General features: G+C 67.4%; 24 protein-coding genes, 3 tRNA genes and 2 pseudogenes. All 29 read left to right on the top strand.

Annotation, left to right across the window (positions count from 1 at the left end):
• Positions 1-14: 14 nt before the first annotated feature.
• Positions 15-170 carry a DUF1674 domain-containing protein gene (locus LA521A_RS11090; RefSeq protein ID WP_206860848.1) on the top strand — a complete coding sequence of 52 codons (156 nt, stop codon included), beginning with the start codon at positions 15-17 and terminating at the stop codon, positions 168-170.
• 88 nt (positions 171-258) lie between these two features.
• Positions 259-666 carry a succinate dehydrogenase, cytochrome b556 subunit gene (gene sdhC / locus LA521A_RS11085; protein WP_281778963.1) on the top strand — a complete coding sequence of 136 codons (408 nt, stop codon included), beginning with the start codon at positions 259-261 and terminating at the stop codon, positions 664-666.
• On the top strand, positions 663-1,061 hold the full coding sequence (gene sdhD / locus LA521A_RS11080) for a succinate dehydrogenase, hydrophobic membrane anchor protein (RefSeq protein ID WP_281778962.1): 399 nt from the start codon (positions 663-665) through the stop codon (positions 1,059-1,061). The genes sdhC and sdhD overlap by 4 nt, the downstream gene beginning before the upstream one ends.
• A 4-nt stretch (positions 1,062-1,065) precedes the next feature.
• Positions 1,066-2,856 (top strand): succinate dehydrogenase flavoprotein subunit, encoded by a 1,791-nt coding sequence (sdhA, locus tag LA521A_RS11075; RefSeq protein WP_281778961.1) that lies wholly within the window; start codon positions 1,066-1,068, stop codon positions 2,854-2,856.
• Positions 2,857-2,871: 15 nt separating this feature from the next.
• Complete coding sequence (locus LA521A_RS11070) at positions 2,872-3,654, top strand: succinate dehydrogenase iron-sulfur subunit (RefSeq protein ID WP_281778960.1); 783 nt, start codon at positions 2,872-2,874, stop codon at positions 3,652-3,654.
• Between the two features lie 69 nt (positions 3,655-3,723).
• On the top strand, positions 3,724-4,155 hold the full coding sequence (locus LA521A_RS11065; RefSeq protein ID WP_281778959.1) for an MAPEG family protein: 432 nt from the start codon (positions 3,724-3,726) through the stop codon (positions 4,153-4,155).
• Positions 4,152-4,406: an FAD assembly factor SdhE gene (locus LA521A_RS11060; RefSeq protein WP_281778958.1), complete on the top strand. Its 255-nt coding sequence runs from the start codon at positions 4,152-4,154 to the stop codon at positions 4,404-4,406. Before LA521A_RS11065 ends, LA521A_RS11060 begins: the two co-directional genes overlap by 4 nt.
• On the top strand, positions 4,357-4,806 hold the full coding sequence (locus tag LA521A_RS11055) for a protein YgfX (RefSeq protein WP_281778957.1): 450 nt from the start codon (positions 4,357-4,359) through the stop codon (positions 4,804-4,806). Before LA521A_RS11060 ends, LA521A_RS11055 begins: the two co-directional genes overlap by 50 nt.
• Before the next feature lie 6 nt (positions 4,807-4,812).
• Positions 4,813-6,057: a lipoprotein-releasing ABC transporter permease subunit gene (locus tag LA521A_RS11050; RefSeq protein ID WP_281778956.1), complete on the top strand. Its 1,245-nt coding sequence runs from the start codon at positions 4,813-4,815 to the stop codon at positions 6,055-6,057.
• Positions 6,050-6,772, top strand: coding sequence for a lipoprotein-releasing ABC transporter ATP-binding protein LolD (gene lolD, locus LA521A_RS11045; RefSeq protein ID WP_281778955.1), 723 nt, complete (start codon positions 6,050-6,052; stop codon positions 6,770-6,772). The genes LA521A_RS11050 and lolD overlap by 8 nt, the downstream gene beginning before the upstream one ends.
• Positions 6,773-6,775: 3 nt before the next feature.
• Positions 6,776-9,278 (top strand): annotated as a pseudogene (locus LA521A_RS11040) (DNA internalization-related competence protein ComEC/Rec2); the annotation flags it as partial.
• Positions 9,172-9,807 carry a MotA/TolQ/ExbB proton channel family protein gene (locus tag LA521A_RS11035; protein WP_281778953.1) on the top strand — a complete coding sequence of 212 codons (636 nt, stop codon included), beginning with the start codon at positions 9,172-9,174 and terminating at the stop codon, positions 9,805-9,807. The pseudogene LA521A_RS11040 and the gene LA521A_RS11035, both read left to right, overlap by 107 nt.
• Positions 9,808-9,820: 13 nt before the next feature.
• Positions 9,821-10,264: an ExbD/TolR family protein gene (locus LA521A_RS11030; RefSeq protein WP_281778952.1), complete on the top strand. Its 444-nt coding sequence runs from the start codon at positions 9,821-9,823 to the stop codon at positions 10,262-10,264.
• Positions 10,261-12,009, top strand: coding sequence for a lipid A export permease/ATP-binding protein MsbA (gene msbA, locus LA521A_RS11025; protein WP_281778951.1), 1,749 nt, complete (start codon positions 10,261-10,263; stop codon positions 12,007-12,009). Before LA521A_RS11030 ends, msbA begins: the two co-directional genes overlap by 4 nt.
• 67 nt (positions 12,010-12,076) lie before the next feature.
• Positions 12,077-13,120, top strand: coding sequence for a tetraacyldisaccharide 4'-kinase (lpxK, locus tag LA521A_RS11020; protein WP_281778950.1), 1,044 nt, complete (start codon positions 12,077-12,079; stop codon positions 13,118-13,120).
• Positions 13,117-13,896, top strand: a complete 780-nt coding sequence (gene kdsB / locus LA521A_RS11015; protein WP_281778949.1) for a 3-deoxy-manno-octulosonate cytidylyltransferase — start codon at positions 13,117-13,119, stop codon at positions 13,894-13,896. Before lpxK ends, kdsB begins: the two co-directional genes overlap by 4 nt.
• Positions 13,889-14,383 (top strand): low molecular weight protein-tyrosine-phosphatase, encoded by a 495-nt coding sequence (locus LA521A_RS11010; RefSeq protein WP_281778948.1) that lies wholly within the window; start codon positions 13,889-13,891, stop codon positions 14,381-14,383. Before kdsB ends, LA521A_RS11010 begins: the two co-directional genes overlap by 8 nt.
• A gap of 198 nt (positions 14,384-14,581) precedes the next feature.
• A complete protein-coding gene (gene uvrC, locus LA521A_RS11005) occupies positions 14,582-16,486 on the top strand; it encodes an excinuclease ABC subunit UvrC (RefSeq protein ID WP_281778947.1) in 1,905 nt (634 codons plus the stop codon).
• The gene (gene pgsA / locus LA521A_RS11000; RefSeq protein WP_281778946.1) at positions 16,483-17,049 is read left to right on the top strand and encodes a CDP-diacylglycerol--glycerol-3-phosphate 3-phosphatidyltransferase; all 567 of its coding nucleotides are present in this window, start codon (positions 16,483-16,485) and stop codon (positions 17,047-17,049) included. The genes uvrC and pgsA overlap by 4 nt, the downstream gene beginning before the upstream one ends.
• 152 nt (positions 17,050-17,201) lie before the next feature.
• A tRNA-Gly gene (locus tag LA521A_RS10995) sits at positions 17,202-17,277 on the top strand.
• A 102-nt stretch (positions 17,278-17,379) separates the two neighbouring features.
• Positions 17,380-17,453 (top strand) — tRNA-Cys (locus LA521A_RS10990).
• Positions 17,454-17,548: 95 nt separating this feature from the next.
• Positions 17,549-17,635, top strand: a tRNA-Leu gene (locus LA521A_RS10985).
• Between the two features lie 189 nt (positions 17,636-17,824).
• Positions 17,825-18,421, top strand: a complete 597-nt coding sequence (locus tag LA521A_RS10980) for a hypothetical protein (protein WP_281778945.1) — start codon at positions 17,825-17,827, stop codon at positions 18,419-18,421.
• A complete protein-coding gene (locus LA521A_RS10975; protein ID WP_281778944.1) occupies positions 18,346-19,341 on the top strand; it encodes a tyrosine-protein phosphatase in 996 nt (331 codons plus the stop codon). Before LA521A_RS10980 ends, LA521A_RS10975 begins: the two co-directional genes overlap by 76 nt.
• Before the next feature lie 113 nt (positions 19,342-19,454).
• Positions 19,455-20,111 (top strand): polysaccharide biosynthesis/export family protein, encoded by a 657-nt coding sequence (locus LA521A_RS10970; RefSeq protein ID WP_425494595.1) that lies wholly within the window; start codon positions 19,455-19,457, stop codon positions 20,109-20,111.
• A pseudogene (locus LA521A_RS19025) lies at positions 20,093-21,487 on the top strand (GumC family protein); the annotation flags it as partial. The gene LA521A_RS10970 and the pseudogene LA521A_RS19025, both read left to right, overlap by 19 nt.
• Positions 21,488-21,496: 9 nt before the next feature.
• Positions 21,497-22,255 (top strand): CpsD/CapB family tyrosine-protein kinase, encoded by a 759-nt coding sequence (locus LA521A_RS19020; RefSeq protein ID WP_425494594.1) that lies wholly within the window; start codon positions 21,497-21,499, stop codon positions 22,253-22,255.
• A gap of 226 nt (positions 22,256-22,481) precedes the next feature.
• Entirely contained in the window at positions 22,482-23,441 is a 960-nt protein-coding gene (locus LA521A_RS10960) for a hypothetical protein (RefSeq protein WP_281778941.1), read from the top strand.
• A gap of 58 nt (positions 23,442-23,499) precedes the next feature.
• A complete protein-coding gene (locus tag LA521A_RS10955; RefSeq protein ID WP_281778940.1) occupies positions 23,500-23,880 on the top strand; it encodes a hypothetical protein in 381 nt (126 codons plus the stop codon).
• Positions 23,881-23,892 lie beyond the last annotated feature (12 nt).

Below are 23,892 nucleotides of genomic sequence, written 5' to 3'. Positions count from 1 at the left end.
CATTTGGCGCTGTGATGATAGGCCAAACCCCTCCCGGCACACTGCCGCCGCCTCCGGAACCGGAGCCGTCCAAGGACGACACGCAGGCAAAGGAACACGGCGGGCGCGAAGGGCCGGAACCGACCCGCTACGGCGACTGGGAAAAGAACGGCCGCTGCATCGACTTCTGACGCGACCGCCCGGCCTTCATCACTGACACCGCTGCACACGCCTTCCCGCCACGCGGCCCCGCCGCCCAGCCGAGAGACCGCCACGCTCATGGCGAACGAACCACGCGTCCGCGAACGCCCCCTGTCACCGCACCTCCAGGTTTATCGCTGGCAGGTCCAGATGGTGACGTCGATCCTCCACCGCGCGACCGGCATCGTCCTCGTCGTGGGCAGCCTCATCGTCACCTGGGGCCTGCTCGCGCTGGCCGCGGGCCCGGACGCCTGGTCGACCTTCACCGGCTTCACCCGTTCGGCGATCGGCTTCCTGATCCTGTTCGGCTGGAGCTGGGCGCTGGCGTACCACCTGCTCAACGGCATCCGCCATCTCGTGCAGGACGCCGGCTACGCGTACCGGATCGAATCCTTCGTGCGCAACAGCTGGTTCTCCATCTTCGGCAGCCTCGTGCTGACGGTCCTGATCTGGGTGATCGCGATGATGCAGCGGGGTGCAGCATGATCAAGCCGCACAAGCCGCACCTGCGCAATCCGCTGAAGAACGCCCGCGGCCTGGGCTCGGCGAAGGATGGCACGGGCCACTTCATCGTCCAGCGCGTCACCGCGATCGCGCTGGTCTTCCTGGCGATCTACGCCGTCGGCCTGATCATCTCGATGATCGGCGACGACTACGCGACCGTGCGCGCCACCGTCGCGCATCCGTGCCACGCGATCCTGCTGACCGCCTTCAGCATCGCCACGTTCTGGCACGCCAAGCTCGGCGTGCAGGTGATCATCGAGGACTACGTGCACACGCCGTTCTCGGCGACCGCGCTGCACCTTCTGAACATCTTCGTGTGCGCACTCGCAGGCATCGCCAGCGTGCTCGCCATCGTCCGCATCGCGCTGGGAGCCTGACGCCGTGCCCGCTTACAAGATCCACGAACACACCTTCGACATGGTGGTGGTCGGTGCCGGCGGCGCCGGCCTGCGCGCCACCTTCGGCCTGGCCCAGAAGGGCCTGAAGACGGCCTGCATCACCAAGGTCTTCCCGACGCGCTCGCACACCGTCGCGGCGCAGGGCGGCGTGGCCGCCGCGCTGGCGAACATGGGCGAGGACGACTGGCGTTACCACTTCTTCGACACCGTGAAGGGTTCGGACTGGCTGGGCGACCAGGACGCCATCGAATACATGTGCCGCGAGGCCATCCCGGCCATCATCGAACTGGAGCACTACGGCGTTCCGTTCTCGCGTACCGACGACGGCCGCATCTACCAGCGCCCGTTCGGCGGCATGACCACGCGTTACGGCGAAGGTCCGCCGGCGCAGCGCACCTGCGCCGCGGCCGACCGCACCGGCCACGCGATCCTGCACACGCTCTACCAGCAGTCGCTCGCGCACGACGCGCAGTTCTTCATCGAATACTTCGCGCTCGACCTGATCATGGACGCCAACGGCGCCTGCCGTGGCGTGCTCGCGGTCGACATGGCCGAAGGCACGCTGCACCTGTTCAAGGCGCAGGGCACTGTGCTGGCGACGGGCGGTTACGGCCGCGCCTACTTCTCGGCGACCTCCGCCCATACCTGCACCGGCGACGGCGGCGGCATGGTGCTGCGCGCTGGTCTTGCGATGCAGGACATGGAATTCGTGCAGTTCCACCCGACCGGCATCTACGGCGCGGGCTGCCTGATCACCGAAGGCGTGCGCGGCGAAGGCGGCATCCTGCGCAACAGCAACGGCGAGCGCTTCATGGAGCGCTACGCGCCGAGCGTGAAGGATCTCGCCCCGCGCGACATGGTCAGCCGCGCGATGACGATGGAAATCCGCGAAGGCCGCGGCGTCGGCGACCACAAGGACCACATCCTGCTCGACCTGACCCACCTGGGTCCGGAAGTCATCCACGAGAAGCTGCCGGGCATCGCTGAATCGGCACGCATCTTCGCCAACGTGGACGTCGAGAAGCAGCCGATCCCGGTGATTCCGACCGTGCACTACAACATGGGCGGCATCCCGACCAACTACCACGGCGAAGTGGTGCAGCTGAAGAACGGCAATCCGGACGAAGTCGTGCCGGGCCTGTACGCCATCGGGGAAGCTGCGTGCGTGTCGGTGCATGGCGCCAACCGCCTGGGCTCCAACTCGCTGCTCGACCTGGTGGTGTTCGGCCGCGCCGTCGCCAACCGCGCGGCGGAAACCGTCAAGCGCGACGGCAAGCAGGCGACGCTCGCCTCCGACGCGTGCGACCAGGCGCTGGCGCGCCTGGACAAGCTGCGCAACGCCAACGGCGGCACGCCGACGGCGGTCATCCGCGACAAGATGCAGCGCACGATGCAGGCCGACGCCGCGGTGTTCCGCACCGGCGAGACCCTGCGCGACGGCGTGAGCAAGATGCGCGAGATCCACGCCTCGTACGCCGACGTGAAGGTGAGCGACCGTTCGCTGATCTGGAATTCGGATCTGATCGAGACCTACGAGCTGTCGAACCTGCTGGACCAGGCGCTGGTGACGATCGTGTCGGCCGAGAACCGCACCGAGTCGCGTGGTGCGCACGCCCGCGAGGACTTCCCGGACCGCGACGACGCGAACTGGCAGAAGCACACGCTGTGCTCGGTCGACGAGCGCGGCCAGACCCAGATCGACTACCGCCCGGTGCACATGTACACGTTGAGCGACGACGTGTCCGTGGTGCCGCCGAAGAAGCGCGTGTACTGACCGGAGCGAGCAACCGTGGCCGAATTTACCCTCCCGAAGAACTCGCAGATCCAGAAGGGCCGCCACTGGCCGGCGCAGGGCGCCAAGCAGTCGCGCACCTTCAAGGTCTACCGCTGGAACCCCGACGACGGCATGAACCCGCGCGTGGACACCTACGAGGTGGACATGGCGACGTGCGGTCCGATGGTTCTGGACGCGCTGATCAAGATCAAGAACGAGATCGACCCGACGCTGACGTTCCGTCGCTCGTGCCGCGAAGGCATCTGTGGTTCGTGCGCGATGAACATCGACGGCACGAACACGCTGGCCTGCACCAAGGCCATCGAGGACTGCAGCGCCGGCGACGTGCCGATCTACCCGCTGCCGCACATGCCGGTGGTGAAGGACCTGGTGCCGGACCTGACGCACTTCTACGCGCAGTACGCGTCGATCCGTCCGTGGCTGCGCACGCAGAGCCCGTCGCCGTCCGACCGCGAGCGCCTGCAGTCGCCGGAAGATCGCAAGAAGCTCGACGGCCTGTACGAGTGCATCCTGTGCGCGTGCTGCTCGACCAGCTGCCCGAGCTACTGGTGGAACGGCGACCGTTACCTCGGTCCGGCGATCCTGCTGCAGGCCTACCGCTGGATCGTCGACTCGCGCGACGAAGACACCGGCGAGCGCCTGGACGATCTGGAAGACCCGTTCAAGTTGTACCGCTGCCACACCATCATGAACTGCGCACGTACCTGCCCGAAGGGTCTGAACCCTGCGCAGGCCATCGGCGAGATCAAGAAGCTGATGCTGGCGCGCCGCGCCTGATTGCCTGGCGGTAAAGTCGATACGGAAGAAGGCGCACGCAAGTGCGCCTTTTTTCCTCCGGAGCGATGCATGAATGACCTGGACACCCGATTGATCTTCATGCCCGCCGTGGCGATGGTCGCGCTGACCTTCGCGGTGTGGTGGCGCATGTATTTCGTGCGCATCGGCCAGATGAAGCGCGAACGCATCCACCCGCAGGCGGTGGCAACCTCGGCGCAGTCCGCCGCGCGCCTGACCGACAGCGGGCCGGCGGACAACTTCCGCAATCTGTTCGAGCTGCCGGTGCTGTTCTACGTGGCGCTCGTGGTCGCCGCGCTGACCCAGCAGGTGAACGCCGCGACGCTCGGGCTCGCCTGGGCCTTCGTGCTGTTGCGAGTCGTGCATAGCGCGATCCACTGCACCTACAACAAGGTCATGCACCGCTTCTACGCGTACGTGGCCGGCGGCATGGTGCTGTGGCTGCTCTGGGGCGCGATCGCCTTCGGCTGGTGGCGCGCATGAGCGAGGATCTGGAGCGCGAGCTCAGCCGCCTGCGCTGGCGCAGCCGACGCGGCATGCGGGAACTCGACCGTCTTTTCGAGCGGTATCTTGACCGTGCATGGCGGCAAGCTCCGGAGGCGGAACGGGTGGTTTTCCTACGCCTGCTCGAAGTCGAGGACGATAAGCTCTGGCACTGGTTCATGGGACACGACACGCCCGCCGATGCCGAACTCGCCCAGCTCGTCGACACCATCCGCACCCTGCCGCCTTGAGTGGCGGCCATCGCGCTGGCTCGCGTTCGCGTTGTTGCTGCTGGGGCTTCTTGCGGCGCTGAGCGTGCTGGCCAGCGAGATGCCGTTGATCGTCTCGGTTCCCGTTTCGTTGCTCGCGGCGGGGGAGGGGCTGCGGCTCGCGCGCCGTGAGATGCGACGTCCCGGCCGCGACGTGGTGGTCGCCTCCGACGGTCGCGCCGCGCTCGATGGCGCGCCCGTCGACGACATGCGGGTGCACTGGCGCGGCCCTTGGGCGTTCGCGCGGTTTCGCGATGCCGACGGGCGCTTGGGCCGCCTGGCCTGGTGGCCCGACGCATTGCCCGCGCGGGATCGCCGTGAACTGCGGCTGGCCATTCCGGTCATACAGGCTGCGCATTCACGGCCACCAATGGCATCCTAGCCCGCTATGTTCAAACCCATCCCCGTCGCCATCGGCCTGCGCTACCTGCGCGCCAAACGCCGAAACGGCTTCATCTCCTTCATTTCGCTGGCCTCCATCGCGGGTATCGCGCTGGGCGTCACGGCGCTGATCACCACCCTGGCGGTGATGAGCGGCTTCCAGCGCGAAATCCGCGACCGCATGTTGCAGATGGCCGCACACGCGACCGTCAGCGCCTACGGCGAACCGCTCACCGACTGGCAGACCGCGGTCCACCAGGCCATCGCCGACAAACGCGTGGCCGGTGCGGCGCCCTACATCGAGAAGGAAGCGCTGCTTTCGGGCGCGCGCAACCAGCCGGCGCTGGTCCGCGGCGTGCTGCCGGACCAGGAAGGCAAGGTTTCGGTGCTGGCCGAGAAGATGGTGCAGGGCAAACTCGATTCGCTCGCGCCCGGCAGCTTCAACATCGTGCTCGGCAAGGAACTGGCGCTGTGGCTCGGCGTCGGCGTCGGCGACAGCGTGGTGATGACCACGACCGACTTCCGCAGCACGCCCCTGGGGGCCGTGCCGCAACTCAAGCGCTTCACGGTGAGCGGCATCTTCGAGGCCGGCTACAACGACTTCGACAAGGGCCTGGCCGTCACCAACATGCACGACATGCAGCGCCTGCTGCGCATGGGCGACGGCGTGACCGGCGTGCGTCTGCGCCTGCACGACATGGACCAGGCGTGGGACGTGGCGCGCGATCTCGCGGTGTCCCTGGGCGGCCCGTTCCGCGTCAGCGACTGGACCAGCGAGAACGCCAACATGTTCCGCGCGCTGAAGATGGAAAAGACGATCATGGCGATCCTGCTGTCGCTGATCATCGCCATGGGCGCGTTCAACCTGGTCAGCTCGCAGGTAATGCTGGTGACCGACAAGCAGGCCGACATCGCGATTCTGCGCACGCTAGGCCTCACGCCGCGCGGCGTCATGCAGGTGTTCGTGGTCCAGGGCACGTTGATCGGGGTTATCGGTACGGTCATCGGCGTGATCGGCGGCATCGTGCTCACGCTCAACCTCGAACACATCCTCAAGGCCATCGAGGCCGTGGTCGGCGTGCAATTGCTGCCGGAAGATGTCTATTACATCACGGGTCTGCCGACGGACCTGCAGGCCAGCGACGTGACGATCATCGCCATCGTCGCCCTCGTCATGGCGTTCTTCGCCACCATCTACCCCGCCTGGCGCGCCGCGCGTACGGCCCCGGCGGAGGCGCTGCGCTATGAGTGACACCATGCAGTCGATCAAGCACCAGGGCGAGGCCATCCGCGCCGAAGGCCTTGCGATGACCTACGCCGAAGGCAAGCTGCGGACGCCCGTTTTCGAGGGGCTCGATCTTGCGGTGCAGTCGGGGGAAACCGTCGCCATCCTCGGCGCGTCGGGTGCCGGCAAGAGCACGCTGCTGCATCTGCTCGGCGGCCTGGACACACCGACCTCGGGCGAGGTGTTCGTCGCGGGGCAGAAGATGAGTTCGCTCTCCGACGCCGCTCGCGGTGCGCTGCGCAACCAGTCGCTCGGCTTCGTCTACCAGTTCCATCACCTGCTGCCGGAATTCACCGCGCTGGAGAACGTCATGTTGCCGGTGCTGCTCTCCGGCGCGCAGGTTCCCGATGCGAACAAGCGCGCGAAGGCGCTGCTCGAATCGGTAGGACTGGGGCATCGCCTCGACCACAAGCCCGGCGAGCTTTCGGGCGGCGAACGCCAGCGTGCGGCCGTTGCGCGTGCGCTGGTCAATCGGCCCGCGTGCGTGCTCGGTGACGAGCCCACCGGCAATCTCGATGAGAAAACCGCCGAAACCGTGTTCGAACTGATGCTCGCGCTCAATCGCGAACAGCACACGGCGCTGGTGCTGGTGACCCACGACCGCCGCCTCGCGCGTCGACTCGATCGCGTGCTCGAACTGCACGAAGGCAAGCTGCGCCAACTCGCTCCGGACGAGGTGTAGTCCGTGGCGACAGCGGCAGGGACGCCGCCTTTCGGAATCGCCGCCGCACTGAGTCTTCTTGCGGGCCTCTGCGCCTGCCTCTGGTCGCCGTGGCTTCTGCCGTGGTGGGCGTCGCTGGTTCTGCTGATCGTCGCTGCCGTCTGCTTGTGGCGCGCAATCACGCACTCGCTGCAACCGCGCATGCTACTGGCGGGATGGTGGCTCGCAGGACTGGCGCTCGCCGGCCTGCATGCGGGGCATGCGCTGACGCTCCAACTGCCTTCCGAGCCGGCGCGCCACGACGCCGTCGTTACGGGACGCATTCTTGATCTCCCCGAACACGAGCCGCGCCGGTCGCGGTTCCTGTTCCGCGTGGATGACGAGGCGTCCGATCCGCGCCTGCGTGGGCGCGATCTACGTCTGGCGTGGTACGAAGACGATGCCGCGCGGCGAAGCACGTTGAAGCCGGGACAGCGGTGGCGTTTCGACGTGCGGCTGCGCGCTCCGCGTGGATTGCGGAATCCCGGCGGCGCGGACGCGGAAAAGTTCGCGATGGCACAACGCATCGCCGCGATGGGCTACGTGCGCTCGCCGGAAACCGCCTACCTGCTTGCGCCGGCGCATGGCATAGACGCTTGGCGCGATGGCATGTCCGACCGGATCGCGACCAGCGTGCATCGGCCATCCTCGCGCTTCATCCGCGCGTTGGCGCTCGGTGACGTGCGCGGCCTCGATGACGCCGACTGGACCGTGCTGCGCGCGAACGGGGTCACGCACCTCATCGCGATCTCGGGCTTCCACGTCGGTCTCGTCGCCGGCTTTTTCGCGCTGCTGGTGCGCGCTGGCTGGTGGCTGTGGCCCACGTTGGCGCGCCGCGTGCCGGCGCCGATCGCGGCCGCCGCGGGCAGCGTCGTCGGCGCCGGGCTGTACACGGCGGTCGCGGGATTCGCGCTGCCGACCGTCCGCACCGCGCTGATGATCGCCATCGTCGCCGGCCTGCGCGGGCTCCGGAGGCGCCTGTCCGCGGCGCAATGCCTTGCGTTGGCGGCCTTCGCGATGCTGCTGGTGGATCCCCTGTCCGCGCTGTCGGCGGGTTTCTGGCTCAGCTTCGCAGGCGTTGCGTGGCTGCTGTGGTGCATGCCGGATAGCGGCGGTAACGCCGTGCGCGACTTCCTTTCCGCGCAGGGCGTCGCGTCGCTCGGCCTGCTGCCGGTGGCGGCGATCCTGTTCGGGCAGGCGTCGCTCGCCGGTCCGTTGGCGAACCTCGTCGCCGTTCCGTGGTGGAGCCTCGCCGTGGTGCCGCTGGCTCTGGTTGGCCTGGGGCTGGAATCGCTGCATGTCGGAGCCGGTGAGTGGGCGTGGGGACTGGCCGCATGGTGCTTCGATGTGAGCTGGCCACTGTTCGAGTGGCTCGCGACGAGCGCCCTGTCGTTGTGGTGGCTGCCGGAGCCGCGCTGGTTCGCGCTGCCGCTCGCGCTGATCGGTGCGTTCTGGTTGCTGTTGCCCCGCGGCGTGCCGGCAAAGACGCTCGCCGCGTTGCTCTGGCTGCCGCTGTTGTGGCCGGACCGTCGCATCCCGACCCCGGGCGAAGCCGAGCTGATGGTCATTGACGTGGGGCAGGGGCAGTCGGTGCTCGTGCGCACCGCGCGTCACGCGCTGCTGGTCGACATGGGCCCGGCCGTGCAGGATGGCTTCGATGCGGGCGAGCGCGCCGTGATTCCCGTACTGCATGCCTTGGGCGTCCCGCGCCTCGACGCGGCCGTCGTCAGCCACGGCGACAACGATCACGCGGGCGGGTGGCCTGCGGTCGCAGCCTTCTATCCGGTGCCGGCGCTGTTCGCGCCCGAGGGCGTGCGCCTGCCCGGAAGTCGGCCCTGCCTGGCGGGCGAGGCGTGGACCTGGGACGGCGTCCGGTTCCGGTTTTTGCATCCGCCGCTCGATTTCCCTTATCTGGGCAACGAGTCCAGCTGCGTGCTGCGGATCGAGGCCGCCGGACGTGCCGCGCTGATTGCCGGCGACATCGGCGAGGTGATCGAGCGCCGCCTCGCACGCGAACATCCCGGCGGCGTCCGCGCCGACGTCGTGCTCGTCGCGCACCATGGCAGCGGCGGTTCGTCCGATCCGGCTTTCGTCGCGGCGAGCGGCGCCACGCAGGCGCTGGTGTCGTCGGGGCACGGCAACCGGTTCGGCCATCCGCGGCCGTTCGTGGTCGAGCGCTGGCGCCACGCCGGGGCGCAGGTGCATGACACGGCCGACGAAGGCGCCCTGCGCGTGCGGCTCGAACGTCGCGGGATACACGTGGAAGCGCGACGCCAGGCACATCCGCGCTTGTGGGACGCGGCGCGGCGCGGGGACTCGCGTTCGGCTGGGCTATCCTATCGGGAAGATCGAGACGGCCGAGGGCCGGAGGGGTAGTTCGCGTGCTGGAACTGGTCAAGGCCGGCGGTTGGCCGATGATTCCGCTGTTGTTGCTGTCGGTGTTGGCCCTGACGCTGATCGTCGAGCGCGCCTGGACGCTGCGGCGCAGCGCCGTCCTGCCGCCGAACCTGGGCAAGGAAGTCCGCACCTGGGCGGGCAGCGGCAAGCTGGACCCGGCCCACATCGAATCCCTGCGCCGCACCTCGCCGCTGGGCGAGCTGCTCGCCGCTGCGCTCGACGTCCGCCTGCGCCCCCGCGACCAGATCCGCGAGCGCATCGAAGACGTCGGTCGCCATCTCGTCCACAAGATGGAGCGCTACCTGAACACGCTCGGCACCATCGCCGCAGCGGGCCCGCTGCTCGGGCTGTTCGGCACCGTCGTTGGCATGATCCAGATGTTCCTGGGCATCCTCGACCACGGCATCGGCGATGTGAACCAGCTTGCCGGCGGCATCGGCAAGGCGCTGGTGTGCACGGCTACCGGCATGATCGTCGCGATCCCGGCGCTGGCCGCACACCGCTGGTTCCGCGGCCGCATCTCCGAATACATCGTCGCGATGGAGCACGAGGCCATCGCGCTGATGGACACGCTCGATACGCGCCCGGCCACCGCCGTCCGCGCGCCGCAGGCCGCCTGAGGCACGCCACACGATGCGTATCCGCGACCACCGCGCAGACGACGAGCCGCACATCGATCTGGTGCCGCTCATCGACGTGATCCTGGTGTTGATCATCTTCTTCGTCGTCACCGCCACGTTCGACGCCCGCTCGGTGCTGAAGCTCGAGCTGCCGCGCGCGACCGGCGAGGCGGCCACGGATCCGGCGAAGGCGCTGATCGTGCTGGTGAATGCCGACGGCCGCTATTTCGTCGACGATCGCGAAGTGCTGCGCAGCGATGTCGAATCGCTCAAGAGCACGATCGCGGAGGTCGCCGGCAACGATCGCGACCGCCCGGTGATGCTGCGCGCCGACGCCCGCACGCCGTACCAGGCCGTCGTCACCGTGTACGACGCGCTCGGCCAGCTGGGTTTCCGCAAGGTGATGAACGCCACCGCGCCGCAGACCCGTGAAGCCGCCGCGGAGGCATCGCGGTGAGGGACGAGGTGTCGCCCTGGACGATCTACCGGCGCCTGCTGCATTTCGTCAGACCGTATCGCCTGGTGCTGGTCGTGGCGCTGGTGGGCATGTTGATCGAGGCCGCCGCGGCCGGTGCGTTCGCGAAGCTGATGAAGCCGATGGTCGACCTGACCTTCGTCAGCCGCAACCCGAACGTCGGCCTCATGCTGCCGTTGGCGATCGTCGGCATCTTCGTCGCGCGCGGCATCGCCGGTTACCTCACCGACACCTTCATGGCGCGCGCCGGTCGAAGCATCGCGCGCGACCTGCGCGTGCAGGTGCTCGGCAAATACCTGCGACTGCCGGGCCTGCGGTTCGATACCGAGCCCGTGTCGTCGATGCTCACGCGCCTGGGCTCGGACAGCGACCAAGTCGCTCAGGCCGCCATCGACGCCGCCAAGGTGATGCTCCAGCAGGCGTTGCAGGTGCTGGTGATGGTCGGCGTGATGATCTACACCAGCTGGCGCGTGACGCTGGCGGTGCTGTTGCTGGGGCCGCTGCTCGCCTGGACGATGGACACGGTGGGGCGTCGTTATCGCCGCATCGGCCACCGCATCCAGGAGAGCGGGGCGCAGCTGTTGCAGTCGGCCGACCAGGCGCTGTCGAACCACCAGGAAGTGAAGGTCTACGGCGCGCAGGCCACCGAGCTGTCGCGTTACACCGGACAGGCGAACCACCATCTGCGCCTGAGCCTGAAGGTCGAATCCACGCGCAGCATCTCTTCGGCGATGGTGCAGCTGATGGGCGCGATCGGGTTGGCGCTGCTGCTGTTCTTCGCCGGACGCGAGGCGATGCAGGGCCGCCTGACCGCCGGCGATTTCGTGAGCCTGATGGTGTCGATGCTCGCCGTGATCCCCGCGCTGAAGCAGCTCACCAATGTGCAGGGCATGCTGCAGCGTGGCGTGGCCTCGGCCGAGCGCCTGTTCGACGTGATCGACACGCCGGACGAAATCGACACCGGGACGCGTCCGCTCGATCGCGCGCAGGGCCTGCTCGAATTCCGCCATGTCACCGCGCGTTACCCCGGCCAGGCCGAGCCCGCGCTTTCGGACATCACGTTCGAGGCGCGCCCTGGCACGGTCACGGCGATCGTCGGTCGCTCGGGCAGCGGCAAGTCCACGCTGATCAAGTTGATCCCGCGTTTCTATGACGTCGAGTCCGGGCAGATCCTGCTCGACGGCCATCCGCTGCAGGATTACCGCCTGGCCGATCTCCGCCGTCAGGTGGCGCTGGTCGGGCAGCAGGTGATGCTGTTCGACGGCACGGTCGCGGCGAATGTCGCGTTCGGCGAGATGCAGTCGGCCGACCCCGCGGCGCTCGAGCGCGCGGTGCGCGGCGCGAACGCGATGGAGTTCGTCGAACGCCTTCCGCAAGGCCTGCAGACCGACATCGGCGCGAAGGGCGGCCGGTTGTCGGGTGGCCAGCGGCAACGCCTGGCGATCGCGCGCGCCATGCTGAAGGACGCGCCGATCCTGATCCTCGACGAAGCCACCGCGGCGCTCGACACCGAATCCGAACGCCTCGTGCAGGGCGCGCTCGACACCTTGATGCCCAACCGCACCACGCTGGTGATCGCGCATCGCCTGTCGACCATTGAACACGCCGATCAGGTGCTGGTGCTCGACCAGGGCCGCATCGTCGAGCGCGGCACGCATTCGCAACTGCTCGCGATGGGCGGGCTGTACGCGCACCTGCATCGCATGCAGTTCCGCGAGGCCGAATGAAGCGACTGGCGGGTGCAGGATCGATGGTGAAGACGCGTTCGAGGCAGCGCGGGAAGAGGGAGGCACGGTGAGCAAGGGCCCGGTGAATCCCCCGGCGTACTGGTACGGCGACCTGCCGGTGCCGTTCGGTGCGCGCCTGTTGTCGGGCGTCTATGGCGCGATCAGCAGCCTGCGTCGCAATGCGTATCGAAAGGGCTGGTTCAAGCGCCGCCATCCCGGCGTGCCGGTGGTGGTGGTGGGCAACCTCACCGCCGGTGGCGCGGGCAAGACGCCGCTGACGATCGCGCTGGTCGAGCGGCTGCGTGCCGAAGGCTGGAACCCTGGCGTCGCCAGCCGCGGTTACGGGCGCGACGACGCCGGCACCGCGCGCTGGGTCGACACGAAGAGCGACGCCGCGCAGGCCGGCGACGAACCGGTACTCATCGCGCAGCGCACCGGCGCGCCCGTGCGCGTGGACAAGGATCGTGCGGCCGCGGCGAGGGCCTTGGCGCAGGCCGGCTGCGACCTGGTCATCTGCGACGACGGCCTGCAGCATTACCGGCTCGCACGCGACATCGAGATCGAAGTGGTCGACGGCCGCCGACGTTACGGCAACGGCCGCCTGCTGCCCGCAGGCCCGTTGCGCGAAATGCCGGAGCGTGCCCAGGGCTGCGACTTCCGCGTGGTGAACGTGGGCACCGGCGGCGCCGACACGGGTTTCGGCGAATGGGCGATGCGCCTGGCGGCCGATGCCGCCGATCCCATGCTGGGCGGGCGCCCGCGCAAGCTGGGTTCGTTCTCCGGGCAGCGCGTGCACGCGGTCGCCGGCATCGGCGATCCCGAGCGCTTCTTCGCGACGCTGCGCGAGTTCGGCATCGCCGTCGTGCCGCACGCGTTTTCCGACCATCACCAGTACCAGGCCAGCGACTTCGATTTCGGCAGCCGCGAACTTCCCGTGCTGATGACCGAAAAGGACGCGGTGAAATGCGCGGCCTTCGCCGACGAGCGCTTCTTCTCCGTGCCCATCCGCGGGGAATTGCCTGAAGCGTTCTGGGTCAGCCTGCTGGATCGCGTGGCCGCGAAGGCGCGGCAGTATCGCGACGGCCGTTCGCCAGGAGCGACAACCCCATGAACACCACCGCGCCCGAATTCGTCGTCGCCATTCCGGCCCGTTACGCGGCCAGCCGCCTTCCGGGCAAGCCGTTGCGCCTGCTCGGCGGCGAGCCGTTGGTGCTGCACGTCGCCCGACGCGCCCTTGCCGCCGGCGCGCGTGAGGTCTGGATCGCCACGGACGACGAGCGCATCGCCAGCGCCCTGAAAAGCGCCGACGTACGCATCGCGATGACCTCGCCCGACCACGCGTCCGGCACCGATCGCCTCGCCGAATGCGCGCGCATCGCCGGCTGGAGCGACGACACCGTCGTGGTGAACCTGCAGGGCGATGAACCGTTTGCGCCGGCCTCGGGCATCCGCTCGGTCGCCGCACTCATGGGCGCGTGCGATACGGAGATGGCGACGCTGGCCGCACCGGTGACGGACGTGGAGACGTTGTTCGATCCGAACGCCGTGAAACTCGTACGCTCCGACGCCGGCCTCGCGCTGTATTTCAGCCGCGCGCCGATTCCCTGGCCGCGCGACGCGTTCGCCCGCGATCGCAGCCAGATGCCCGACGGCGGGCCGTGGCTGCGCCACATCGGCATCTACGGCTATCGCGCCGGTTTCCTGCAGCGATTCACGACGTTGCCGGCGGGCCAGCTGGAGCGCATCGAATCGCTCGAGCAACTGCGCGTGCTGGAGGCCGGCTACCGGATCGCCGTGGGCATCACGCCCGAGCCGTTCCCGCCCGGTGTGGACACCGCCGAGGATCTCGCGCGCGCCGAAGCCTGGATCGCCGCGGGCCATGGCTGAGCCCGTTCGCCTGCTCGTCGTCTGCCTCGGCAACATTTGCCGCTCGCCCGTCGCGGAGGGCGTGTTGCGCGCCCGGATCGCCACGTCGACGCTCGCCGGCCAGGTGGAGCTGGATTCGGCCGGGACCGGCGACTGGCATGTCGGGGAGCCGCCGGACCGCCGCGCGATCGCGAACGCGGCCAGCCATGGCATCGACATCAGCGGCCTCCGGGCGCGGCAGCTTTCGGACGCCGATTACCGGACGTTCGACTGGTTGCTCTGCGCCGATCGCGCCAACCTGCGGGACGTCCGCGCCCGCGCCCCGGCCGACGCGCATGCGCGCATCGCGCTGCTCCTGGACTGGGCTGGCGTCCAGGACGAAGGCGAGATCCCCGATCCGTACACCGGCGGGGCCGCGCAGTTCGAGCACGTCTACCAGCTGCTCGATCGCGCCGCCGACGGGGCCATCGCCCGGCTGCGGCGCGAATACCCCGCGCGACTGGCCTGAACGGCCGGCTGCTGCACCCGACGGGACACGTTGCGAACGGCCCGTCGCCTTGCCCTGACGCATAATCGGCCCCATTCCTGAGCCGATGTTCATGACCGCAATTCCCGCCATCGCCCCGTTCCGCGCCGTTGGCCCAAGCCGCCGCGCACACGCCCGCGACGCATGCGCCTGCGACACGCCGGCCGGACCCATGCATTCATGAGCATCGCGGCCGCACCGGCCTTCGACGGCAAGGCCTTCGTCAAGCATCTGAGCACCGCCCCCGGCGTCTACCGGATGATCGCGGCGGACGACGCCGTGCTTTACGTCGGCAAGGCCGGGGCGCTCAAGAACCGCGTTTCGAGCTACTTCAACGCGACGCCCAAGTCGGCCCGCATCATGGCCATGCTGGCGCAGACCGCGCGCATGGAAGTCACGGTGACGCGCACCGAGGCCGAAGCGCTGATCCTGGAAAACCAGCTGATCAAGTCGCTGAAGCCGCGCTACAACGTGCTGCTGCGCGACGACAAGAGTTACCCGTACGTGCTGATGACGCAGGAAGCGTGGCCACGCATCGCGATGCATCGCGGGCCGCGTGCGATCCCGGGTCGCTATTTCGGCCCGTATGCGAGCGTCGGCGCCGTGCGCGACACGCTCAACCTCATGCACAAGCTGTTCAAGCTGCGCAGTTGCGAGGACAGCGTGTTCCGCAACCGTTCGCGGCCGTGCCTGCAGCACCAGATCGGTCGTTGCAGCGCGCCGTGCGTGGGCCTGGTGGCCGCGCGCGACTACGCCGAAAGCGTGCGCCGTTCGGGTCTGTTTCTTGAAGGTCGCAGCGACGAGCTCAGCGAGGAACTCGCCAAATCGATGGAAGCGGCGAGCGTTCGGCTCGACTTCGAGGAGGCCGCGCGGCTGCGCGATCTGCTGCAGTCGATCCGGAGCCTGCAGGCGCGTCAGTACGTCGACGGTCGCGCCGCGGACCTCGACGTGCTCGCCATTGCGATGCATGGCGTGACCGCGTGCGTGCTGCTGCTGGCCTTCCGCGATGGTCGCAATCTCGGCACGCGCGCGTTTTTCCCGAAGACCAACGGCAGCGAGAACGCGGAAGAAGTGCTCGCCGCCTTCGTGTCGCAGTACTACGGCGAACAGACGCCGCCGCGCGAGATCGTGCTCGACCGCGACATTCCCGATCGCGACCTGATCGAACACGCGCTATCGAGCACGTCGGACCGCCGCGTGCAGATCAAGTGCAACGTGCGCGCCGAACGGGCGGGCTACGTCGATCTCGCGCGTCGCAATGCGGAGCTCGCGCTCGCCGCCGAACGCACCAGCCACGCCGCACAACACGCGCGTGCGGAAGGCCTGCGTGAGCTGCTTGGCCTCGACGCGCTGCCTTCGCGCATCGAGTGTTTCGACATCAGCCACACCATGGGCGAGGCGACGGTCGCTTCGTGCGTCGTGTTCGACGCGCAAGGTCCCGTGCGCGGCCAGTACCGGCGCTTCAACATCGCCGGCATCGAGCCGGGCGACGACTACGCGGCGATGCACCAGGCGATCGAACGCCGCTTCCGTCGCGCGATGGAGGAGGGCGGCGTGACGCCCGATATCCTGCTCATCGACGGTGGCGCGGGGCAGGTGGCGCAGGCGAGGGCGGTGCTGGACGACCTCGGCGTCGAGGGCGTCGCCCTGGTGGGTGTCGCAAAGGGGCCTGAGCGCCGGCCGGGCGAGGAGGAACTGCTGCTTCCCGACGGACGGACGGTTCGGCCCGGTGCGGAATCCCCGGCGCTCCAGCTCGTGCAGCAGGTTCGCGACGAAGCGCACCGTTTCGCGATCACCGGCCATCGCGGCCGCCGCCAGAAGGCGCGCAACACGAGCCGGCTGGAGGACATCGCCGGCATCGGCCCGCGCCGTCGCGCTAACCTGTTGCGGCATTTCGGCGGGCTCGGCGGCCTGAAGGCGGCGGGCGTGGAGGAAATCGCGCGCGTGGACGGCATCAACGACGCGCTCGCCGAGCGCATCTATGCGACCCTTCATGGGCTGGATGTGCCGGACAAGCCCACCGAACGGCAGCCCACCCCCTCGGGCACGACAGAACCGACCGGCAACGCGCGGAGCGAAGGATGAAGTTGACCGTACCCACCATGCTGACCCTGCTGCGGATCATGCTGATCCCGGTGCTGGTGCTGGTCTTCTATCTGCCCTACAACTGGACTAACTTCGCGGCCGCCCTCATCTTCGCGTTCGCGTCGATCACCGACTGGCTCGATGGCTGGATCGCACGCCGCTACAACCAGTTTTCCGCGTTCGGCGCGTTCCTCGATCCCGTCGCCGACAAGCTGATGGTCGCCATCGCACTACTGCTCACGGTGCAGAAGCATCCGACCGTGTGGATGGCGCTCTGGGCGGCGGTGATCATCGGCCGCGAAATCGCGGTGTCCGCGCTGCGCGAGTGGATGGCCGAACTCGGCCAGCGCGCCACGGTGAAAGTCGCGACGATCGGCAAGATCAAGACGATCGTGCAGATGGTGGCGCTGGTGTGCCTGCTGTATCAGGAGCCGCTGCTGGGCGTGAACATTTTCGTGATCGGTGAATGGCTGCTGGCTGCTGCGGCATTGCTGACGCTGTGGTCGGGTTTTGCTTACCTTCGAGCAGCGTGGCCGGTATTGCGCGAAGACGCGCGTTCATAGAGAATATGCGCATCGCGAACGCAGACGCGTTCGACGATCCGACCGGAGATGGCAGCCAGGTCGGCGGTTCGGGAAGTCCGGTGACGGGAGTTCCCACGGAGTGAAAAGGGTGTTGACACTTTTCAATCCATGCCTAAAATGTCGCTTCCTCAGCGGGAATAGCTCAGTTGGTAGAGCACGACCTTGCCAAGGTCGGGGTCGCGAGTTCGAGTCTCGTTTCCCGCTCCAGTTTCTGACAAGGCCCCGTTCGCGGGGCCTTGTTGTTTCAGGTCCCTGTGCGTGAACGGGGCTGGAATATGAAAGAATCCGGTCCACAGGATTCGAGTCACCGGCCTGGTGGCAGAGTGGTTATGCAGCGGACTGCAAATCCGCGTACGCCGGTTCAATTCCGACCCAGGCCTCCAGAAAGACGAGCCCGACCGAAAGGTCGGGCTTTTTCTTTGGCGCGTCGCGCTCGCGGCGCGCGCATCGCCGTCGCGTAAGCTACACACGCGCTCCAGCCCGGATGGCGGAACAGGTAGACGCAGCAGACTTAAAATCTGCCACCCGCAAGGGTGTCCCGGTTCGATCCCGGGTCCGGGCACCATCGATCACGCGATGTCAGGAATTTCCGATTCGAATCGGACTATTCCCATGGCCTATCGCCGGTGCGCTTCCTACCATCTCCGCATCGCAGACGGATTCGCCGCTTGCGTGTCCGCGCCGCCGGAATGCCGGCGGTTTCCCATCCGATGATCCGGCGCTCCTGACCAGGTGTGCCGAGCACGCGTTGCCGATGCTCACACTCCTTCGTACCCGTCGCCGTCGTGCAGAACTCGAGTCTGCTGCCCGTTATCTCGGCCCCATCCGTCGCCAGATCCGTACCACGCCGCTGACGCCGCCGCCGGCTCCGTGGCACGTCTCGGGCGTGTTTGCGGTGCCGCAGGTGGAGGCGATCGGATTCGATCGCGACAGCGAACTGCTGCTGGTGATCTCACGCGACAGCCTCGGCGTCATCGACTGCGCGAGCGGCGAGACGATCGCGCGGAAGGGCAGTACGCAGCAGGACGCCCGCGGGATGCATCTGCTGAAAGCAAAGGGCATCGGTCCGCTCGAGCACGTCGACGTCGGTATCGCCGGCCGCCTGGGCGGCGGACTGCCACGCGTGACCGAAGACGGGTGGTCGCTTGAACTCGTCACGCTGGAATGGCCGACGCAGGACGTATTGCTCGTCGCGCCCGGTCGTGCGCTGTTCGTGTGCCACGAAGACGAAGACGCCAGGTTCACCCGCATCGACAGTCATCCGGAAGTGCATGCGTGCGGCTTCTCGTTCTCCGGGCGCAGCCTGGTCATCGCGGCGGGCGACGAACTGACGATCTATCACCGCGACTGACGAACGGCCGGCAGTCGTTTGATACTTTCTCGCGCGCGGTGAAATTCGCGGCGGATGCGTCGCTAGACTCCGGCGCCACCTTCCCGGCCTGCGCGATGTACGACCTGCACTGCCATCTTCTTCCTGCCATCGACGACGGCCCGGTGAATCTCGCCACCGCGCTCGAGATGGCGCGCATGGCAGTCGCCGACGGCATTACGACCGTCGCCTGCACGCCGCATATCTATCCGGGTGTGTACGACAACGATGCGGTCGGGATCCGCAGCGCGATCGCGCGTTTCCAGATCGAACTGGAAGCCCGCGACATCGAACTCGTCCTGGTGGAAGGCGCGGATGTCCATCTGGCGCCCAACCTGATCGACGGCATCCGCGCCGGACGCATCGCCACGCTCGCCGGCTCACGCTATCTGCTGCTGGAACCGCCGCATCATGTCGCGCCGCCGCGGTTCGAAGAGTCGGTCTTCGAGCTGATGACGCAGGGCATCGTGCCGGTGATCACGCATCCGGAACGCCTGAGCTGGGTGGATTCGCATTTCGACGTTTTCACGCGCCTCGCCGCACGAGGCGCGTGGATGCAGATCACGGCGGGTTCGTTGACAGGCCGCTTCGGTTCGCGGCCGCGCAATGCGGCCGAGCGTTTCGTCGGCGACGGCATGTGCATGATCCTCGCGACCGACGCGCACCATCCGCGACGACGCCCGCCACTGCTCGCCGAGGCCCGTGATGCTGCGGCGCGCATCGTCGGAGACGGCGAGGCCACGCACATGGTGCTGACGCGTCCGCTGGGCATCGTGAAGGATGTTCCTCCGTCCAGCTTGCCTCCCGCATTGTCGTTCGATGGCGATCGCGCGCAGTCGCGTGACCGCGATGCGACCGGCGGCCTGATATCGCGATTCCTAGGACGCTGGTCGCGCGCTTAAGAAAGAGTCTGATGCTCGCCGTGGTCGGCGCGTTCCCGGTGGCCCCGATAATAGTCGGCTGCCTTTGCCAGTTCGGGTGTCGTGTGTTGAGTGTTCTGTTTCGGATCGGTCTCGTGCCATGCCTGCTTTTGCTATCCGCCTGCGCAGCGCATCACGCCGAAGGTGAAGCGCAGTCGCTTCCGGAGGCCGATCCTGTGACCGAGGCGCTCGGGCGCAGCGAATACCGCATCGGTCCGAGCGACCTTCTGGCGGTCACCGTGTTCCAGGTGCAGGACCTCAATCGCGAGGTGCGCGTGAACAATGCAGGGCAGGTGTCCTTGCCGCTCATCGGCGGCGTCGATGTGGCCGGCCGCACCGTGGGCGAAGCGGAACACGAGATCGCAGCGCGCTACCAGGGGCGCTATCTGCAGAATCCGCAGGTGAGCGTCTTCGTCAAGGAGTTTTCCAGCCAGCGCGTGACGGTCAGCGGCGCGGTCAAGAAGCCGGGCATCTATCCGATGAGCTCGCGGCTGACGTTGTTGCAATCGATCGCGCTGGCGGAAGGTTTCAACGAGGTGGGAAGCCTGCGCAACGTGCTCGTGTTCCGCAATGTCGACGGCAAGCGGCAGTACGCCAGGTTCGACGTTTCCGCCATCAACCGCGGCGAGGATCAGGATCCCCAGATCTACGGCGACGATCTGATCGTCGTCGACACCTCCGCCGGCAAGACGACCTTGAGAACGCTGGTGCAGCTTGCGCCCTTCGTGGCGGTGTGGAGGGCTTACCGATGAACGCATTCGCAGAGCCGGGCGTCGCCACCGAGCAGCAAGACGACGATCAGATCAACCTGGTCGAGTACTGGAACGTCCTGCGTCGTCGCTGGCGTCTGCTGGTCGGTACCGCCGTTGCCACGGTTTTCATCGCCCTGGTGTTCACGTTGCTCGCCACGCCGTCGTACCGCGCCGCAACCACGCTGCAGATCGAGCGGGACACGATCAAGGTCGTCGCGTTCGAAGGTCTGGAGCCGAGCGAATCGCCGCTCGATCGCGACTTCTACCAGACACAGTACGAGCTTCTGAAGAGCCGGTCGCTCGCCCGTCGCGTCATCGAAGACCTGAAGCTCGTCGGCGATCCGGCGTACGCGAAGTACGTCGAGTCGGCAGACGAGGACGCCGAAAGACGCAGCGACGGCAAGGCCGTCCCGGAGGGCACCCTTCGACAGCTTCGCGAAGAAGCGTTGGTGGACCCCGTCCTCGAATCGCTCGGCATCGAGCCGGTGCGCAACTCGCGCCTGGTTCGGGTGAACTTCGATTCGCCGGATCCGCAGATGGCGGCGAAGGTCGCCAATGCCTATGCCGCAGGCTTTGTCGCCAGCAACCTGGAGCGACGGTTCCAGGCCTCTTCTTACGCCAAGAAGTACCTGGAAGAGCGGCTCGCGCAGCTGAAGGACAAGCTGGAGGATTCCGAGAAGCAGGTGGTGGCGTTCTCGGAGCAGGAGCAGATCGTTTCCGTCAGCGACGACAAACCCTCGCTCGATGCGCAGAGCCTTGGCGATCTCAACACTGCGCTTGCGACCGCGCAGGCGGCCCGGATGAAGGCTGAGGCGTTGTGGCGCGGTGCCAACCAGGGCGATGGCATGGCGCTTCCGCAGGTGGTCGCGAATCCGCTGATCCAGAAGTTGCGCGAGCAGAAGGCGGGGATGGAAGCGACGTACCAGAACTCGCTGGCGACGTTCAAACCCGATTATCCGAACATGGTGCAGCTGCACCAGCAGATCGCCGAGGCCAACCGGCAGATCGGAGCGGAAGTGGCGAACATCCGGCAGGCCGTGCGCATCGACTACGAGGCGGCGCTGGCCCAGGAGAACCTGCTCAAGTCGCGCATCGCCGCGCTGAAAGGCGACGTGCTCAACCTGCAGGGCCGTTCGATCCAGTACAACATCCTCAAACGGGAAGCCGAGAAGAACCGACAGCTCTACGACGCGTTGCTGCAGCGCTACAAGGAGATCGGCGTCGCGGGTGGCATCGGTGCGAACAACATCTCCGTGATCGACGTGGCGACGCCGCCGATGAAGGCGAATTCGCCGCGAAGGTTGCTGAACCTGGCGATCGGGATGGTGCTTGGCGTCCTGCTGGGTGTGCTCGTGGTGTTCGTCGTGCACTACCTCGACAACACGATGCGGGATCCCAAGTCGCTGGAGGAAGCGGCAGGGCTGGCGGTCCTGGGTGCGATTCCGCGTCTGGGCGAGAACGAAACAGCGCAACAGGCTGCGTCCGATCTGCGGTCGCCTTTCTCCGAGGCGTACCGCTCGGTGCGGACGGCATTGCAGTTCGCAACGGTGCGCGGCCTTCCCGGAACGTTGCTCATCACGTCTGCCGGGCCGTCGGAGGGCAAGAGCACGACCGCGCTCGAACTCGCGCAGAACATCTCGCAACTCGGAAAACGCGTGCTGCTGGTGGACGCGGATCTGCGCGGCGCATCGGTGCACAAGACCACCGGGCTCCCGTCCGCGAAGGGCCTGTCCAACCTGCTTTCGGGCGCATGCACCCTGGACGAGGTCGTTCAGTCCTGGCGCAACGGTGCCCTCGATGTGATCACCTCGGGTCCGCTTCCACCGAATCCGCCGGAACTGCTCGGCGGTGCCGCACTGCCGAAGTTGCTGAGCGACCTGCGCCGAAGCTACGACGTGGTGATCCTCGATGGACCGCCGGTGCTTGGCCTGGCCGATGCGCCGTTGCTCGCGAACCATGCCGAGGCAACGATGCTGGTAGTGGCGGCACAGGCGACGCGGGTGGAATCCCTGCAGGCAGCCATCCGTCGCCTCCAGTTCTCGCGTGCGCGGTTGATCGGCGCGTTGCTCACCCGCTTCAGCATGGTTGGCGGAGATGAGTATTACGGCTATGGATACGGCGCCCATGCGTCGAAGGCGAAATAGCGGGCCGGTGCCAAAGGTGTCGCTCGGCCGGCTACTCGTCGGCACGGCAGCCGCCGCCATGCTGGGTTGCTGTGGCTGGTGGCTCCTGCGTGTCGACACGGAGTATGGCCCGCCGCTAGGGCCGGACCGCGTTCTGGCTGGCGCCCAGAGAAGCGGCCTTCCGGCGATGGCGACTGGAGCCCGGGAGGCGCTTCACAGCCGTCCCATTGATGGAAGTGCGTACCGCATGCTCGGTCAGGTGGCCGCAAACGACGGGGCGGGCGAGCGCGCCATAGAGCTTTACCGGGTTGCCGTGCGGCGAGATCCCCGCGACTGGCAGGCGCACGCCTTTCTCATGGACACCGCGTTCCGGCGAGGCGCGCGCGGGGAGGGGGTGCGCCACCTCGACGCGATCCTCCGTGTAAATCCTGATCTGGCGAAGCCGCTTCTCGAACAACTCGTCACCGACTTCGGCGACGCCCGACTTCGGCAGGCAGCGATCGATGCAGTCGTCGGTGAGCCGCCTTGGGCTGGACAGATGTGGGCCGCGCTTCGCGGTCCGAAGGCCGATGCCGGGATCACGGCCAGATTCATCCAAGAGTTGTCGGCGCGTAGGCCACTCACCACAGCCGAGCGCTCGACGTTGATCGACGCGCTATTGCGGGCGGGCAGCGCGACGGATGCCCGAGCGGTATGGGTGGCATCGCTGGCATCGCCGTTGCGTCGGCTCGCCGGCACCGTGTACGACGGTGATTTCGAGGAGATGGAGCCGGTCACCGGAGCGTTCGCGTGGACGTGGGATGCCGGCCCCGGCGTGGACGTGACGCTGGAGACCGGCGCGGCGGCATCGGGACGGCAGTTCCTCCGCATCGCCTTCAGTGGGCGCGCCACAACGCTGCGCGCACCATCGCAACGACTCGCGCTCGTTCCCGGCGCGTACACGCTGAGCGCAGCGTTCGACGATCAGACGGACGCCTCGCGACCGTTCGAACTTGAACTTTCGTGCACGACAGGCGGTGGACTGACGCGAATGGAACTCTCCGGCGCCAGCGAAACGTGGCAACGCGTCAGCACGTCATTCGACGTGCCGGCGAATTGCACGCAGCAGGCGCTTCGGCTTACGCAGCGTTCGCGCTCGATTGCGGACACGCTGGTGTCTGGCTTGCTTCGTCTTGACGACGTGCAGATAAGAAAAACTCTTCAATGATTGTGCGTATGGGTTAATCAACCGCCGGGATAATTCGGGCTTCAACCAACGGAGCACGATGATGAAGAAATGGATCGCCTGTCTGATGATGGTGTGCGTGATCGGGAATGCCGCGGCGCAATCGACGACGCGCGGAACTTCGGACGACAAGAACCATCCGAAGTGCGAAGGACACGATTGCCGGAACCAGGCTTCCGATGGTTCCAGCAAGGGCAAGGCGAAGGGCACGCAGAACTCCGGCAACGCTAACGGTACGACGAAGGCCGGCAAGCCCGGCAAGGCAGCGAAAGTCGGCAAGGCGGGCGCAGCCCATGCGGCTGGTGGTGGGATTGCAGCGGGCGTTGGTGTGGCAGCCGGCGTCGGCGCCATCGCGATCGGTGCGGCGGCGGGCGGCGGCGGCCACCACGGTGCCGAACGCGCCAAGCCTTCCAGTCCGTAACCAGCCCTCGAC

The organism is Lysobacter auxotrophicus (assembly GCF_027924565.1).
In the GTDB taxonomy this organism is placed as follows: domain Bacteria; phylum Pseudomonadota; class Gammaproteobacteria; order Xanthomonadales; family Xanthomonadaceae; genus Lysobacter_J; species Lysobacter_J auxotrophicus.
The sequence above is the reverse complement of the archived record's forward strand: the minus strand, read 5'-3'. Positions and strand labels throughout refer to the sequence as shown.

Excerpts from the sequence above, each read along its gene's own strand:
- sdhC (WP_281778963.1), top strand. The coding sequence starts at position 259 with ATGGCGAACGAACCACGCGTCCGCGAACGCCCCCTGTCACCGCACCTC.
- lolD (WP_281778955.1), top strand. The coding sequence starts at position 6,050 with ATGAGTGACACCATGCAGTCGATCAAGCACCAGGGCGAGGCCATCCGC.
- LA521A_RS11090 (WP_206860848.1), top strand. The coding sequence starts at position 15 with ATGATAGGCCAAACCCCTCCCGGCACACTGCCGCCGCCTCCGGAACCG.
- LA521A_RS10960 (WP_281778941.1), top strand. The coding sequence starts at position 22,482 with ATGCTCGGTCAGGTGGCCGCAAACGACGGGGCGGGCGAGCGCGCCATA.
- LA521A_RS11050 (WP_281778956.1), top strand. The coding sequence starts at position 4,813 with ATGTTCAAACCCATCCCCGTCGCCATCGGCCTGCGCTACCTGCGCGCC.
- LA521A_RS11030 (WP_281778952.1), top strand. The coding sequence starts at position 9,821 with ATGCGTATCCGCGACCACCGCGCAGACGACGAGCCGCACATCGATCTG.
- LA521A_RS11060 (WP_281778958.1), top strand. The coding sequence starts at position 4,152 with ATGAGCGAGGATCTGGAGCGCGAGCTCAGCCGCCTGCGCTGGCGCAGC.
- kdsB (WP_281778949.1), top strand. The coding sequence starts at position 13,117 with ATGAACACCACCGCGCCCGAATTCGTCGTCGCCATTCCGGCCCGTTAC.
- LA521A_RS11055 (WP_281778957.1), top strand. The coding sequence starts at position 4,357 with ATGCCGAACTCGCCCAGCTCGTCGACACCATCCGCACCCTGCCGCCTT.
- LA521A_RS10980 (WP_281778945.1), top strand. The coding sequence starts at position 17,825 with ATGCTCACACTCCTTCGTACCCGTCGCCGTCGTGCAGAACTCGAGTCT.
- pgsA (WP_281778946.1), top strand. The coding sequence starts at position 16,483 with ATGAAGTTGACCGTACCCACCATGCTGACCCTGCTGCGGATCATGCTG.
- LA521A_RS19020 (WP_425494594.1), top strand. The coding sequence starts at position 21,497 with ATGCGGGATCCCAAGTCGCTGGAGGAAGCGGCAGGGCTGGCGGTCCTG.
- LA521A_RS10955 (WP_281778940.1), top strand. The coding sequence starts at position 23,500 with ATGATGAAGAAATGGATCGCCTGTCTGATGATGGTGTGCGTGATCGGG.
- sdhD (WP_281778962.1), top strand. The coding sequence starts at position 663 with ATGATCAAGCCGCACAAGCCGCACCTGCGCAATCCGCTGAAGAACGCC.
- LA521A_RS11010 (WP_281778948.1), top strand. The coding sequence starts at position 13,889 with ATGGCTGAGCCCGTTCGCCTGCTCGTCGTCTGCCTCGGCAACATTTGC.
- LA521A_RS11065 (WP_281778959.1), top strand. The coding sequence starts at position 3,724 with ATGAATGACCTGGACACCCGATTGATCTTCATGCCCGCCGTGGCGATG.
- uvrC (WP_281778947.1), top strand. The coding sequence starts at position 14,582 with ATGAGCATCGCGGCCGCACCGGCCTTCGACGGCAAGGCCTTCGTCAAG.